We start from the raw sequence: 14,509 nt of genomic DNA, 5'->3' as shown, positions 1-14,509 counted from the left end.
AAAGGGGGCTTATTCGGATTGCTGACTAACCCAGAGCGCCCATAGCTTATTTGCGGCTTCACCATATTGACCAGGGCTACCCGCAAATTCAGCACTGAACCACTGAATAAAGACGTTATGCAGCACTTCTCTGACGTCATCTTCGGATTGGCATTGGGGCAGAATGCGCAAGATACTACCCACTTCAGGCGCATAGCCCTGAGGTTCTGTCATCAGCGGGATTACCATCGGGTTGCAATCAAAAAGCAGCTGACAGATTGCGGTAAAAAGCAGCGGATCCTGCTCTTGCAGATAGTCGCTCACCTTGCGCTCGCTTTGGGCCCAATCAAACCATTCAGGCTGTGACATGGGCACCTCGCTGCTTTAGGTGCATCAGAAAAACGGAGCGCTTTGCCATCGTTTTTCCGGTTTACTCTAGTTAGATAATTCGTCGGCCAGTTCCTGCGCCGCTTTAAAGTCTATCGTGCCCTCGTAAATGGCACGGCCGGTAATGACGCCTTCAATTCCTTCTGATTCTACTTCGGCCAGTTTTCTGATGTCGTCCAGATTAGTGAGTCCGCCAGAAGCAATCACGGGAATCGTGAGTGCCTGGGCCAGCTTTACCGTGGCTTCGATATTCACACCGGAGAGCATGCCATCGCGGCCGATATCGGTGTAAATCACACTTTCTACGCCGTAGCCTTCAAAGCGTTTGGCCAGATCAATCACATTCAGATCGGTGATCTTTGCCCAGCCATCGGTGGCTACAAAACCGTCTTTGGCATCCAGCCCCACAATAATCTGGCCGGGGAAAGCATCACAGGCTTCGTGTAAAAAGCCTGGTTGCTTGATAGCGGCGGTGCCGATAATAACGTAATCAATACCTGCATCTAGATACATTTCGATCGTTTCTAAGCTGCGAATTCCTCCGCCCAATTGCACTGGCACTTCGCCATTAATCGCTTTAAGAATGTTTTTAACTGCGGCTAAATTTTTGGGTTTGCCAGCAAATGCACCATTGAGATCGACAAGGTGCATGCGGCGTGCGCCCTGGCCTAACCAATGGCTTACAAAACTGGCCGGGTCGTCAGAAAATACAGTGGCGTCGCTCATTTCGCCCTGGCGCAGGCGGACACATTGGCCGTCTTTTAGATCAATTGCAGGAATAATTAGCATGATGGAGTCAGGTTTATTTTGTGAGGAAAGAAAATTGTTTTTTGGCTTGAGCCAAAAGATTAAAAATCAGCATACAGCTAAAAAAATCAGGCATGCCGCTTGGTCTGCATAAGAATTATCCGGATAAAAAGGCCGTGGCTACGTTGAGAATACCGGTTATCAACGCTTGTGTTTAGGGCTTCACAGCGGTAGTTCCAATGCGTTTTCATGCTATTGCCTTTTAGGTATTGCCATTCCAGTTTACAAAATTCTTTAATAAGCTTAGACCAGCATGATGGCTTTTTTCAGGATGGCATTGAATTGCAAAAATATTATCCCTTGCTACTGCTGCTGCAAAGCGATAAGGATAGGCACTTTCTAATACGGTAATGTCCTCTTCCGGCTGAAAATGATAGCTATGCACAAAATAAAAGCGCTCTGCATCGCTGATACCCGCACAGAGCGGATGATCATGTACTTTAAACATTTCATTCCAGCCCATATGCGGCACTTTTAATTTTTGGCCATGGGTGTCAAACATTTTAGGAAAACGCCGCACATTGCCTTTAAAAATGCCAAGGCCAGCAGTGTCGCCTTCTTCGCTGTGCTCAAACAAAAGCTGTGCTCCGACGCATATTCCCAGAAAGGGCCTGCTGTAAGCCGCATCCAGCACGGCCTGTTTTAAGCCGCGCTCGGTGAGCTCTTTCATACAATCGGGCATAGCGCCCTGGCCGGGGAATACAACTTTATCGGCTGCAGCCACCTCGGCAGGATTGGCGGTCAGTATAATTTCTGCCAGATCGCCTGCAACGTGTTCTAAAGCCTTGGTAACCGAGCGTAAATTGCCCATTCCATAATCGACGACTGCAATTTTCATGGTGTTTTCAGTGTTGGATCAGGGCGGCATGGCCACCGACCGGGTGATTGATATTCGCTTGATACTGACATAGTTGCAAGGTTGAGCCACATTTTTTCTGTAACCAGGCAGATGACAGCTGCACTGCTCCGGCACATATCATCTTCACCACCGGGGCTCATTTGTGTTTTTTAATAGCATGGAGGTCATTGAAATAGGGTTGCGTCGTTTAATGAGCAAATCAGCAGTGCATGCCGAACTTGCCAAGAGCCACCAGAAAACAGCGGTTAACCCGGGCATTAGCCGACCAATGTGCCCTTGGTCGAAGGGGTCATACCCGCCATGCGCTCATCCCGTTCTACAGCCATCCGCAGTGCCCGGCCGAGTGCCTTGAAGATAGTCTCAGCCTGATGGTGAGCATTCTGGCCTTTCAGATTATCAATATGCAGGCTGATGGCGGCGTGATTAATAAAGCCGCGGAAAAACTCACCAAATAAATCAACATCAAAGTTGCCAATCATGGCGCGGGTGTACTCAACATTGTATTCCAGACAGGGGCGGCCGGATAAATCTACCACTACCCGCGAAAGGGCCTCATCCAGCGGCACATAGCTGTGACCGTAACGGCGAATACCTTTTTTATCACCAACAGCCTGAGCAAAGGCTTGGCCCAGCGTAATGCCTACGTCTTCTACTGTGTGGTGAGCATCAATGTGCAGATCGCCAACGGCCTTGATTTCGATATCGAACAAGCCATGGCGGGCAATCTGATCGAGCATGTGTTCAAAAAAAGGTACGCCGGTATCAAATTTTGATACTCCTGTTCCATCAAGATTAAGTGTGACGGTAATCTGGGTTTCCAGAGTATTACGGCAAGCAGTAATCTGACGCATGTTTATCGCCTTGATCAAGGAGGGATAAGTTTAAAAAATGGCCCGCCGGCATCTTGCCGGGCAGCCCTGCATTATCAAGATTGAGTGTAACTTGTTTATTATGGCGATATGCTCGGTGCGCCCTGTTTGGATTGTCTATGAGAATGGCTTTGTTGTGTAGCCATTTTGCTTACATCTTTGGAGGCAGCCTTCTTTAGCGCTTACGTAGTGCAGCGGCAATGCCTTTTCTGGCCCAAAAAATCATTGTTTGAGTGTCGTCCAGTGCTTCTTCTGGCAGTGGGTAGTAAGCCATGCTCTGCTGTGAGCCGTCTTTTTTGCTATAGGTGAAGGGTTTTAGGCCCAAATCACTAAAGTCTGCCTTTGAAGTGGCATCGGCTTTGATATACAAATTATCGTTCACCACGATGGCAAAGAAAATTTCATCACAATATATTCCATAGCCCCCGAACATGGCTTTGGTACGCAGTGTTCCAAGCTCAGCCAGCTGCTCTGATAAATATTCAATGTACTCGCTTCGTTTGGCCATTTTGTGTGCTTTTTTCCGTTACTTAAACGATGTTTGCAGTATCCGCCCCGGACTATATCTGTTGTGGCGGCTAATTCCAGTCATGGTTTATGCCAAAAATACAACGAAGCTGTCAATATCTTGACTTACACCTATAAAATGCCTACATTTTGCATTTGATTGCCTAGGTATATTGATTTATAGGTGTGTTTTCCAAGTTATTGAGATCTATTGTCTAGCAATAAATCCAGCCTGTTGTTTGAATACTTTTAAAATTCGATTTTTTATAAAAGAGCTGAAAAAGATATTTTTTTATTAAAAATATGATAATCAACCAAGTCAAAAAAACGTTGTATTCCAAAAATAGTGGGGTTTAAAAGCCCACTTCATAAAGTCCGGAGAGAGAGTCATGTCAAAGCGCTTTAAGTTGGTTCGTCCATTATTGCTGGCCGCTATGTTGTCTTCAACATTTGCTCATGCTGCAGATACAACGAAGGTTGAATTCTGGACATTTAACGTTACCAAGTTTGCTCCATACTGGAATGACGCAGTTCAGCGCTTTAATAAAGAAAATCCAGAATTGGAAGCTGTCTGGGTAGATATGAACTGGGATCAGATTCAGCCTAAGCTGGTTGCTGCCATTGCTGCAGGTAACCCACCGGCTCTGGTAAATTTTAATACACCCTGGACTCATGAGTTTGCTCATAAGGATTTATTGCAACCGCTGGATGCGTTAATTGGCAAAAACAAAGCAGAATACCAGGCTGGCGCTTTGCAGGATCTGACTGTTGACGGCAAGATTTATGGTTATCCTTTTTATAATGCCGTGTCGGTTATTGCTTATAACAAAGATTTGTTAAGTAAGAGCGGTATCAAGGCAAATCCGAAAAACTTTGAAGAATTTGTGGCTGCTGCCCGCACCATTACGGCTAAAACTGGCGTTGCCGCATTCTCGCCTAAATTAGCGACTAAAAGCGGTGATGGCGGTATGATTCCTTGGTTCCAGTACATGGGATTGCCAATCTTTGCTAATGGTAAAGCTGCATTTAATAGCCCTAAGCATATTAAAGCGGTGGAAACATTTGCTGATCTTTATAAGAAAGGCGTATTGCCAAAAGACAGCTTCCGCCTTGAATTCGAGCAGGAAATTGCAGGTTACAGCGCAGGCAAAATTGCGATGATGACAACGGGCCCAACCGCTTTGGGCAAACTGGCTGACAGCAGTAAAGTGGCCTATGACAAAACAGCTGTTATGGCATTTCCTGCCGGTGAGGGCAAAATGGCACTGGGTGCCTGGCTGATGTCTTTTGTTCAGCCCAAGGGTTACAAAAACCCGGAAGCTGCTGCAAAACTGGGCTTGTTTCTGACCAATAGCGAGCAGCAATTAGGCTTCTCCAGGGCGACAGGTACAACATTCCCATCTGCTCGTAAAGCCGCCGAAAGTGATTTCTTTGCAGCAGGCTCTAGTATTGATCCGGTTGCTGTTGCGCGCGCAACTGCGGCCAAATCAATGGGCGCTGCCCGTACTCTGACCCTGCCAGCTGCGCTGATGCCAGATGCAACGACCATGAATAAAGAGTTTAACGACGAAGTTCAAGCTGCAATCGAAGGCCGTAAATCTGCCAAAGAGGCTTTAAATGCAGCAGCTAAAAAATGGAATGAGCGCATTGCTGCTAAGTAATTCAAAGCTTTTATTTTCCTCTGCCGGGTAATCGGCATTTTATTCCCCTGCCAAGGCAGGGGAATTTTTTTACTTAAAATCATGAATTTAAATTTTTGAATAGATAATTTAAATACTGTGTTTACTGATTTATTTTTAAAATAAGGGCATAGATATGAATAGCAATAAAAATTATATTTTTCATCTCTGGTGATTGACGATGCCTATAAAACACCTATACTGCACCTATAAATACCTACATCCAAAGGTTGAAAAATGCGCGCTAGTTTAAAAGGTCTGCTGCTTGCCCTGCTCTGTGCCAATGCTTTTGGGGCGGTGGATCATACCGTGGGGCCAAATGGTGAAACGCCAACACCTTATGTTCAGGTAAAGCTGGCAGCTCAGGATGTGGCTCAGCTGAAGGGTAAGGATTACAAAGCGGCGATTCTGATGCATACCACGTCGGATTTTTCGACTGCTTTGATTGCGGGCGCCAAAAAGGTATTTGATGAATTGGGTATTAAAGTTGTAGCTGTTACCGATGCAGAAATGGACCCAAAAAAGCAGCGCACCGATCTTGAAACCGTTCTGGCGCTGAAACCCAATATTATTATTTCTCTGGTAATTGATCCTGTTTCCGGCGCGGTGGCTTTTAAGCAGGCCACTGAGCAGGGCGTGAAACTGGTGTTTATCAGCAATGCACCTCAGGGGTTTAAGGCAGGCAAAGACTACGCAGGTATTGTGACTGATGATTTGTTTGGTATGGGTAAAGCTGCGGCAGAGCTAATGGCTGACAGTATTGCTGGCAAGGGTGATGTGGCTGTGATGCACCATGCGGCGAATTACTATGTGACCAATCAGCGTGATGGCGCTGTAAAAGCCGTGCTGGCACGGTATCCCAATATTAAGGTGGTGGCTGATAAAGGCATTGCTAACCCTAATGATGGGGAAGTGATTGCTTCTGCCATTCTCACGCAAAACCCCACAGTTAAAGCGATTTATGCCCCTTGGGATGCGATTGCCGAAGGCGTGACTGCGGCCATTCGTGCTGCTGGCAGTAGAGACGTAAAGGTTATTACCATGGATCTGGGCGCGGCCAGTGCGCTGGATATGGTGAAGGGCGGCAATGTGGCGGGGATTGTGAGCGATTTACCTTATGACATGGGTAAAACGCTGGCCACCATGGGTGCCTTGTCGCTGATTAATAAGCCGACGCCTGCCTTTGTCACCGTAGATGCCATTAAGGTGACCTCGGCTAATCTGGCTGCTCAGTGGAATAAAGCCTTGTTTCGTCAGCCGCCCGATGCTGTTCTGAAAGCATTGGCAGCAAAAAAATAAAGGGTATGCGGCAGGTTTTACCTGCCCTGTAAAGCGGGTTTTGTACGGTAGAGCGGGTAAAACCCGCTAAGCAATAGGAATTTTATCTCAAATGAATGAAGCTGCAATTCAGGCGCGGGGGCTGACCAAATCGTTTGATGGCAATGCCGTATTAAAAGGCGTTGATTTTACGCTGCGGCAAGGCGAAGTACATGCGATGGTTGGCCAGAACGGCGCAGGTAAATCGACCTTTATGAAGTTGCTAAATGGCTATTACCAGCGCGATGCCGGCGAGATGGATTTATTTGGCCAGCGGGCTGATTTTCAGTCGCCGCGTGATGCGCGTGAGGCTGGTGTGGTTATGGTTTATCAGGATTTAAGTCTGGTTGCGACCATGAGCGTAGCCGAGAATATTTTTATGGCCAACTGGCAGAATGGCTGGGGCGGCATGGTTGATCACCGCGCCATGGAGCAAGCCACGCTGGCAGTGCTGGAAAAAATGGGCATTGCGCTCGACCCTTGGCAGGCGGTCGGCGAGCTGACGATGGGCCAGCAGCAGTTTATCGAGATTGCCAAGGCGATTTCGCAAAACGCCAAAGTATTGATTCTGGATGAGCCCACCGCGTCTTTATCGGATAAAGAAATCGAAAAACTGTTTGCGGTGGTCAACACCCTGAAATCGCAGGGCGTTTCGATTATCTATATCACCCATTATTTGCGCGATATTTTCAAGATTTGCGATTCGGTGAGCGTGCTGCGCGATGGTTTTCTGGTACGCAGCAGCGCTGTGGTCAGCACAAATATTGAAGAATTAGTTGCCGATATGCTGGGTCATCACCGTAAGGTTAACGAGAGCTGGCAGCGCCTGGCGGTGGATACCGGGCAAACACCTTTGCTGGAGCTACGCAATATAGGGACTGCGGCCCTGATTGATGTGTCTTTTAAGGTGTATCCGGGGCAGGTTGTTGGCCTGGCGGGCTTGCTGGGCAGTGGGCGTACCGAGATTCTGGAAGCCATTTTTGGTCTGGAGGCTATTGAATCCGGGCAGATTTTGCTTTCAGGCCGAAAGGTTGATATTAGGACGCCTAAGGACGCAATTAAGCTGGGAATTAATCTGGTTCCGGAAGATCGGCGCAGCCAGGGGCTGGTTTTGGATTTTAGTGTAGCTGACAATGTGCTAATGTCTTTGTTTAAAAAGTTGTCTTATTTCTTACTTGTTAACGAAAATATTGGTAATGAAATGGTTGGACATTTGATTAAACGCTTACACATTAAGACCAGCGGCCCAGGCCAGGTGGTAAGATTTTTATCAGGTGGCAATCAGCAAAAAGTAGTGATAGCCAAGTGCATGAGCACCAATGCACGGGTAATGCTGCTGGATGATCCTACTTTTGGCATCGATCTGAGCTCTAAATACGAAATCATGCGTATCGTGAATGAATATGCCGCGCAGGGAAATGCGGTGGTGTTTGTTTCCAGCGAGTACAGCGAAATTGCCAGCTTTTGCGATCACACCTATATCGTCAACAAAGGGCGTATTTCCGGGCAGATTAAAGAAGGGCAAACAGAAGAGCGTTTGCTGGCTGAGGTGCAGTAGCGGCTGGGGATTAGGCATGGCTTGGGTAAGGCGGTTCGCGGGTTTTGGCGGACAAAATGTCGTAGCCCGACAGGTTTAAGCAGGGTAGTAGGGCCAGGAAAAACAGCAAAAAAATCTAATTCCTATCTAAGAGGGATGTATGGATATCACGGCAAATAAAGCGGACGCAGCAGTTGTGCCTGCCCGCCAGACAGACTGGAAAAGCTTGGTTATTTATCTGGTTTTTATCGGTATTTTCGTTTTTTTCTCGATTACCCTGCACGACAAAGGCTTTTTAGAAGCGGGTAATCTGATGAATATTGCCCGCCAGACCGCCATGATTTCGATTATGGCGGTGGGCATGACTTTTGTGCTTTCGGCTGCAGAGATTGATTTGTCTTTCGGCGCAATTGTGGCCTTGTCTGCAGTCACCGCCGCCATGCTGATGCCTTATGGCATTGTGCTGGCGGTAACCGGGGCATTATTGGCCGGCTCTTTGTGCGGGCTGATTAATGGCCTGTTTGTTTCTAAAGTCGGCATCCCGTCTTTTCTGGTGACTTTAGGAATGGCGGGCATTATCACTGGCGTTACGCGCTGGATTACCGCTTTGCAATCAATTCCGGTAGAGAATGAAACCTTTATCTTTGTATTTGGTTCTGGTGATATCGGCCCGGTTTCGGTGTTGTTTATCTGGATGGTGCTGATTGCCGTTTTGGGCCATGTACTGCTGCGCCGCACCGCCTTTGGTAAAGAAGTGCTGGCCAGCGGTGGTAACAAAATCGCCGCCATGTATTCCGGTATTAACGTGAATCGCATCAAGCTCTATGTGCTGGTATTGAATGCGTTTTTAGCGGCGCTGGCAGGGATTCTTTACTCAGGCCGGCTGCAAAGTGCCCGTTACACCTTGGGCGAAAATGATCTGATGATGGTGGTGGCCGCGGTGATTATTGGCGGCACCAGCCTGTTTGGCGGCAAGGGCACGGTAATGGGCTCCATCATCGGCGCGCTGATCATGGGCATGGTGAATAACGGGCTGGTATTGATGGGCTTGAATGTGGATCAGCAAATGATTTTCCGTGGCCTGATTATCATCTTTGCCGTGACCCTGACCATGGGCAATTTACGCAAGAAAAAGCGTTAAACATATGTAGGGTGGGTACGTCCTTGTGCCTACGTGTGATCTCGTAAAAACCCAAATCTTGAACCACAGAGAACACGGAGTTCTACAGAGAAAACCAGTAGATTTCTGTGCTCTGTGTTTGCATAAGTAGGTCCGTTTAAGACTTAGCCAATCATTATTTATAGCCAGACCGTGTTTTACACGGCCTATGGCCCCTTATTGCTTAAATTTGGAGTTTTCTCATGTTTGAATCGTTTCGCAGCCAGGCTGCACAAAAAATAAGCGGCTGGTCTTTGGAAGAAAAAGTAGGCCAGTTATTTATTTTAGCCTTTCCTGGCAAAGATGCCGAAGCGGCGCGTCCTTTGATTGAGCGCTACAACCTGGGTGGCTGCTATTTAAGCCAAGATAATGCGGCCACTTTTGCTGAGGCGCGTCAGCTGACTCAGGCGATGGCCGCCATTGCGAATCAGCGAGTGGATAGCGTGCCGATGCTCTTGGGCGTGGATCAGGAAGGTGCATGGAGCGTGCTGACGCCTGAATCGACCACCGGGCCGGGTAATCTGGCATTGGGCAGCGCGGATAATCCTGCGCTGAGTGCGCAGATGTATAGCGTATTTGGCATTGAAATGCGCTCGGCTGGTTTTAATTGCGTGCTTGGCCCTTGTGCTGATGTCAATTTGCTTCCTAATTCACCGATTATTGATACCCGTGCTTTTGGTGAAGTGCCAGCCCAAGTGGCGGTGCAGGTAGGGGCGGCAGTACACGGCGCTCACGATGGTGGAATTGTCGTTTGTGCCAAGCATTTCCCCGGGCATGGTGATACCACGGGTGACACGCACCGTGAAATCCCTGTGGTGGATAAATCGCTGGCGACATTAATGGTGGAAGATCTTGCCCCGTTTAAAGCTGCCATTGATGCGCGCGTTGAGCTGATGATGACCTCGCATATCTGCTATCCGCAGATTGATGCGGTGTATCCGGCCACCTTATCGCGCGCCATTTTGCAGGATGTGCTGCGTGAAAAGCTGGGTTTCAAAGGCATTGTGATTTCTGACAGCATGAATATGGGCGCGATTCGCCAGAATTTCCCGCCGGTAGAGGCCGCCATTATTGCCTTTAAAGCCGGTATCGACATGATGATGCTCTCTGAAGAGCACTACGATCACAACGATAATTATCTTGAAAACCAGCTGGCCATGATTGGGGCCATTGTCAGCGCGGTGGAAGACGGCCGTATGCCGGAAGCGGAGCTGAATCTGATTGTTGAACGTGTTGTGGCATTCAAACTGGCACGTTTGCTAGGCATGCCGCTGTTTCAAGATTTTAATCTGCAGGCAAACCGCAGTGTAGAGCAGGCTGCAGCTGCTGCGGCGGTTAAAGTTTTGGCCGACCCGGCAGGTAATTTGCCGATCGCAGCGAATAAAGAAGTGTATGTACTGCAAACCACTCCGCTGGCCGATTATGCCAATCTGGTCAATCCTCGCGGTATTGGCCCTAATCAGGCAGTGCCGGCATTTGATTATTTTGCCGATGAAATGCGCGCTGCTCTGGTAGGCAATCGCCTTCATATTCTGGATTACGTTAAATCTAAAGCCTGGCTTGCCAAGGTAGAGGCTGCCCCTGATCAGCTGATTTTAGCCGTGATCGAAAACTACCCGCTGCCAGGTGAAGATTTTAAACAAGCGGCATCTAAAGCGCTCGTCGGCGAATTAGCCGCCAAATTTGGCCCGCAATTAGTGGTGATTGGTTTACGCAATGCTTATGAGAGAGTGCCCGAATTCGCCAGCCATGTTTGCGCTTACGGTAGCCGTGAATGCAGCGCCCGCGCTGCGGCCCGGGCTTGTTTGAGTGTTTGATTTATTGGGATGTGTTCTCCCCGGCAAAGTAATGCGGGGGTGATAGTCATAATAAGTGGGGCTTAATTATTTATTTCTTTATCAAAGGAGGTGCATAAATTAAATAAACCTGATTTTGGATTTGCGTATTAGATTTTTCAAAAAATATAAAGAATTTTTGCTTTTTAAATGGCATCTATCCTAAATAGAGAGACGAATGAAAAATTCAATGAAGCATCGCTTAACCATTTTAGCTAGTTTATTAGTTTCTGTACCCATGGTTGCAGTTGCCGCACCTGCTGCAACAAAGGGGTCTTTCCAGGATTTCCTTGATAATATGCGTGCTTTTGAATCGGGTATTGATCCGGCTAAAGCTGATTTTTATAAACAGAACTTTAATTCTCCTATTCTGCGCTATGCCAAAGTGGTCAGTCCTGGTTTGCCAGTCCGTGATCCGGCCACGGGTAGCCTGATTATTGAGCCGACTACGGTCAATCAATATTTTACCAAATTGGGTTTGAATACTATTTATGACCCAAATGCAGCTGATCAGGCTGCAATGTTTAAAACCATGCAATACAGCTCGCTTAATGCATGGGGTTTTATTGGTTATCAGCTTGGTGAAGCATTAATGATTGATACCGGTTATTACTCGCCGGTAAAATATGTTTCTGTCACAGAAAATTTAGATAAGTTTTATATTTTTGCACCTGATTCAACCTGGGCAAATGGCGTGACCGAAGCCAGTATCGAGATTCCAGGCTCTGGCGGTAATAAAGTTCGCGGCACGCATAATAATCGATGGGAAGGTACTTTCTCTGGCCGAAATGGCGTGAATAGCTTTGCAGATTTAAAAGTACCTGCAAAACAAGAGTATGTAATTCGTGATGCCATGCGTTTTAATTATGGTGTGATGTCAGAAAAATTAGCCGCTGCAAATATTACCTGGGCTCAGGCTTTAGCTAAAACCTGGCCAGGAAAAGATGAAAACGGTAATCCGATTACTATTCAGGCCACCATGTCCGGCTTATTAGCTGCAGCTCACTTGGGTGGAGCCTGGGGAGCTGCAGATTTATTAATTACCAATAAAGTGGCTTGCGACGAGCAAGGTACTTGCGTCACAACATATATCCACAAATTTGGTAATTACGATACGCAAATTGATACCCCGAGTGACGACACTATTAGCGGCGGCCCTCTGGATGAGGTTTTGTCAGCAGGGCTGGGTAATGACACGGTTTATACCGGTGGTGGCAAAAATACTATTTATCTTAGCCAGTTTCCTGGTGGCACAACCACAGTAAAAGATTTTGTGGTGGGTAACGATAAAATTGTATTACGCAATTGGACGGGTACTAATCCGCTGGCAACTTTAGCCGTTACAGATAGTACTGGCGGTGCATTGCTGCAGTTTGCCGGTCAGTCTGTTTTGCTGGAAAAGGTCTCTGCTGCTGCAGTTAAAGCAAACCCTGCTGCGGTTATTGCGGTTTCTTCTGTATATAAACTGGCATGGTCGGGTAAACAGGTTGCGACGGGCTTTAACCCTGCCCTGGATCAGATTCAGGGGACTGCAGGTCTTGGCTTTAAGCACCTGAAAATATTTCAGGACAATGGCAGCCTGTTCGTAGGAACGCAAGCTGCAGATGGTGGAATCTATTCCTGGATCGAGTTGCCTGGTGTCACCCGCGCTCAGGTTACTCCGGAAATGTTTAGTAATATGGCAGGCAGCTATTTTGCACTTGAGTACACTGTGTTACTGAACCCAACTTCATGGGGCTGGAGTCAGACAAAGAGTGTTGATTACTTCAAGGCCGCCAATACTACGGTTAACCTGGCTGCATTTCAGTATGCATTCGCTGCTCTGGCTTTAAAGCAAGATGGGGCGGATGTTGTGCTTACCCTAAACCCTGCTTCTAATGGTGGGGATACCAAGGCACTGCGCTTACTTAATACTAAGATTTCTGATCTGTCGGCTAAGAATTTCTACGGTGTAACCGGCAATTACAGCGATATGAAGATTGATGACCCATCGACTGCGGTTTACTTTTCTGTAACGGCTTCGGCAGGTACAGGCGGTGTAATTTCCCCGTCGGGTGTGGTGCAGGTGCGTGAAAAAACCAATCAGGTCTTTACCATCACTCCAAATGCTAACTACAAAATCAAGAGCATTACCGTAGATGGTGTAGCTCAGGCTATCAGTAGCTCATTTACCCTGGTGAATGTCACTGGCCCGCGCAGTGTTGCTGTAAGTTTTGAAGCTGGCAGCATCAACACCTGCGCTGCTGCTGCATGGTCTGCCACACAGGTTTATGCAGCTGGTGGCACCAAGGTTTCACACAAGGGCTTCGAGTACACCAATAAATGGTGGACTCAGGGCAATGAGCCAGGTACTAACGATGTATGGACTAAAGGCGCAGCTTGCCAATAAGCATCGTTGCTAACGTGTGAGTAAAAAGCCCTGCCGTCAATTGGTGGCAGGGCTTGCGATGATTGCTGTTGGAAAAAATTCTTCAATATAAATAGTTTAACTTTCTTGGTTTTTTCAGTGAAACTTCGTGTTTTCTGTGTTTGAAAATTTAGGTTTTATTAGGAAGATAAACTAATTAAATAATTACGCAGATTAATCCCTTTGTTGGTAATGCCCAGTTTATTCCTTAAACTATTTCTATGATTTTCAACTGTTTTAGAGGCTACGCTTAAGCTTTGGGCGATTTCTTTGGTCGACATTCCCACTTTAATAAATTTGGCGACTTGCACTTCGGAAGGCGTGAGCAGGGCATATAAGCTGGTATCAATTTCGCCATTATCATTTACTGCTGATGCCACAATACCTTCGATTAAATCGAGGCACATAATCAGAATTGGATCGGAAATAGTCGCTTTGACCTGCCGTATTTGCGGTAAATGCTGGCTGCGGATGCGCTCTAATACTTCGTCAATTTCGCCACTATCCTGCCATTCTCTGAATTCGGTTAGCGTTTCAGTCAGGCTATAGAATTTTGCAAAATCGGGATTAGGGTAATGAGCGTCGTTTTCTTCTTCTAAAGAGCCAACTTCGACATGCCAAAGGCTTTGATTAACACGGAATAAATGAAGTTTTAAATTACGGTTAAAAAATTTCCAGCCGTCCGAGCCGCTAACCGAGGTTTTAATCAGCGCTTTAATTGCCGCCAGATTATCCTGCCCGATCAGGAAGCTGAAATGGTCAAGCTGGGTGGCTGTTTCGTGCGAAGGGTAATTATGATCCAGAATCTCACCCGAGCTGAAAAAGCTAATCACAAAAATATTGCGATAGGCGAGTACATATTGAAATGAGCTGATTTTCATTTCAAGTTGTTCAATTAATTGTTTGGTCTGGTCAGTGGTCATTCTTTTGCTTGAAAGTGATGAAGGCACACGGTATTGGTGGGATTCATTTTAGCTTAGCTGTTGTGAACATGGGGGATTGAATGTTGCGTTGCAGGGGGAGGGTTTGAGTTTTTGTGTGGTGGGCTTTATTTAATTAGCGCGAAGTGATGCAAAAGCCTATTTCTAGTGCCCTCGGCACGTTGGTTTAGGAGCGGTAGCCACTGCGGGGCCTTCCTTCCTTCCTTCCTTTCTTTGTTTCTTTGCT

Annotated in this window: 12 protein-coding genes; 6 read left to right on the top strand and 6 right to left on the bottom strand. The window is 47.1% G+C overall.

The genetic code is table 11. The features are described from left to right. Positions 1–9 precede the first annotated feature (9 nt). From EJO50_RS12650 to EJO50_RS12630, 5 genes are all read right to left on the bottom strand, one after another. Positions 10–348 carry a hypothetical protein gene (locus EJO50_RS12650; RefSeq protein WP_125974700.1) on the bottom strand — a complete coding sequence of 113 codons (339 nt, stop codon included), beginning with the start codon at positions 346–348 and terminating at the stop codon, positions 10–12. 66 nt (positions 349–414) lie between these two features. Continuing rightward, positions 415–1,155 (bottom strand): 1-(5-phosphoribosyl)-5-[(5-phosphoribosylamino)methylideneamino]imidazole-4-carboxamide isomerase, encoded by a 741-nt coding sequence (hisA, locus tag EJO50_RS12645; protein ID WP_125974698.1) that lies wholly within the window; start codon positions 1,153–1,155, stop codon positions 415–417. Positions 1,156–1,375: 220 nt separating this feature from the next. Further along, positions 1,376–2,011, bottom strand: a complete 636-nt coding sequence (gene hisH / locus EJO50_RS12640) for an imidazole glycerol phosphate synthase subunit HisH (protein ID WP_125974696.1) — start codon at positions 2,009–2,011, stop codon at positions 1,376–1,378. 278 nt (positions 2,012–2,289) lie between these two features. Then, positions 2,290–2,883 carry an imidazoleglycerol-phosphate dehydratase HisB gene (gene hisB, locus EJO50_RS12635; RefSeq protein WP_125974694.1) on the bottom strand — a complete coding sequence of 198 codons (594 nt, stop codon included), beginning with the start codon at positions 2,881–2,883 and terminating at the stop codon, positions 2,290–2,292. Positions 2,884–3,076: 193 nt separating this feature from the next. Continuing rightward, on the bottom strand, positions 3,077–3,409 hold the full coding sequence (locus EJO50_RS12630) for a TfoX/Sxy family protein (protein ID WP_125974692.1): 333 nt from the start codon (positions 3,407–3,409) through the stop codon (positions 3,077–3,079). A 388-nt stretch (positions 3,410–3,797) separates the two neighbouring features. On the opposite strand from EJO50_RS12630, the gene EJO50_RS12625 reads away from it, so the two are divergent. From EJO50_RS12625 to EJO50_RS12600, 6 genes are all read left to right on the top strand, one after another. Further along, complete coding sequence (locus tag EJO50_RS12625; protein WP_125974690.1) at positions 3,798–5,069, top strand: ABC transporter substrate-binding protein; 1,272 nt, start codon at positions 3,798–3,800, stop codon at positions 5,067–5,069. 255 nt (positions 5,070–5,324) lie between these two features. Next, complete coding sequence (locus tag EJO50_RS12620) at positions 5,325–6,386, top strand: substrate-binding domain-containing protein (RefSeq protein WP_125974688.1); 1,062 nt, start codon at positions 5,325–5,327, stop codon at positions 6,384–6,386. Positions 6,387–6,477: 91 nt separating this feature from the next. Further along, entirely contained in the window at positions 6,478–7,962 is a 1,485-nt protein-coding gene (locus tag EJO50_RS12615) for a sugar ABC transporter ATP-binding protein (RefSeq protein WP_125974686.1), read from the top strand. Positions 7,963–8,101: 139 nt separating this feature from the next. Continuing rightward, on the top strand, positions 8,102–9,082 hold the full coding sequence (locus tag EJO50_RS12610) for an ABC transporter permease (protein ID WP_125974684.1): 981 nt from the start codon (positions 8,102–8,104) through the stop codon (positions 9,080–9,082). A gap of 221 nt (positions 9,083–9,303) precedes the next feature. Next, complete coding sequence (locus EJO50_RS12605; protein ID WP_125974682.1) at positions 9,304–10,917, top strand: glycoside hydrolase family 3 protein; 1,614 nt, start codon at positions 9,304–9,306, stop codon at positions 10,915–10,917. A gap of 196 nt (positions 10,918–11,113) precedes the next feature. Next, positions 11,114–13,324, top strand: coding sequence for a carbohydrate-binding protein (locus tag EJO50_RS12600; protein WP_206434389.1), 2,211 nt, complete (start codon positions 11,114–11,116; stop codon positions 13,322–13,324). Between the two features lie 158 nt (positions 13,325–13,482). Here EJO50_RS12600 and EJO50_RS12595 read toward each other — a convergent pair whose 3' ends face one another. Continuing rightward, the gene (locus tag EJO50_RS12595; protein ID WP_125974680.1) at positions 13,483–14,265 is read right to left on the bottom strand and encodes a helix-turn-helix domain-containing protein; all 783 of its coding nucleotides are present in this window, start codon (positions 14,263–14,265) and stop codon (positions 13,483–13,485) included. Between the last annotated feature and the right edge of the window lie 244 nt (positions 14,266–14,509).

Source organism: Iodobacter ciconiae (genome assembly GCF_003952345.1).
Taxonomy (GTDB): domain Bacteria; phylum Pseudomonadota; class Gammaproteobacteria; order Burkholderiales; family Chitinibacteraceae; genus Iodobacter; species Iodobacter ciconiae.
The sequence above is the reverse complement of the archived record's forward strand: the minus strand, read 5'-3'. Positions and strand labels throughout refer to the sequence as shown.

Excerpts from the sequence above, each read along its gene's own strand:
- EJO50_RS12650 (WP_125974700.1), bottom strand. The coding sequence starts at position 348 with ATGTCACAGCCTGAATGGTTTGATTGGGCCCAAAGCGAGCGCAAGGTG.
- hisA (WP_125974698.1), bottom strand. The coding sequence starts at position 1,155 with ATGCTAATTATTCCTGCAATTGATCTAAAAGACGGCCAATGTGTCCGC.
- hisH (WP_125974696.1), bottom strand. The coding sequence starts at position 2,011 with ATGAAAATTGCAGTCGTCGATTATGGAATGGGCAATTTACGCTCGGTT.
- hisB (WP_125974694.1), bottom strand. The coding sequence starts at position 2,883 with ATGCGTCAGATTACTGCTTGCCGTAATACTCTGGAAACCCAGATTACC.
- EJO50_RS12630 (WP_125974692.1), bottom strand. The coding sequence starts at position 3,409 with ATGGCCAAACGAAGCGAGTACATTGAATATTTATCAGAGCAGCTGGCT.
- EJO50_RS12625 (WP_125974690.1), top strand. The coding sequence starts at position 3,798 with ATGTCAAAGCGCTTTAAGTTGGTTCGTCCATTATTGCTGGCCGCTATG.
- EJO50_RS12620 (WP_125974688.1), top strand. The coding sequence starts at position 5,325 with ATGCGCGCTAGTTTAAAAGGTCTGCTGCTTGCCCTGCTCTGTGCCAAT.
- EJO50_RS12615 (WP_125974686.1), top strand. The coding sequence starts at position 6,478 with ATGAATGAAGCTGCAATTCAGGCGCGGGGGCTGACCAAATCGTTTGAT.
- EJO50_RS12610 (WP_125974684.1), top strand. The coding sequence starts at position 8,102 with ATGGATATCACGGCAAATAAAGCGGACGCAGCAGTTGTGCCTGCCCGC.
- EJO50_RS12605 (WP_125974682.1), top strand. The coding sequence starts at position 9,304 with ATGTTTGAATCGTTTCGCAGCCAGGCTGCACAAAAAATAAGCGGCTGG.
- EJO50_RS12600 (WP_206434389.1), top strand. The coding sequence starts at position 11,114 with ATGAAAAATTCAATGAAGCATCGCTTAACCATTTTAGCTAGTTTATTA.
- EJO50_RS12595 (WP_125974680.1), bottom strand. The coding sequence starts at position 14,265 with ATGACCACTGACCAGACCAAACAATTAATTGAACAACTTGAAATGAAA.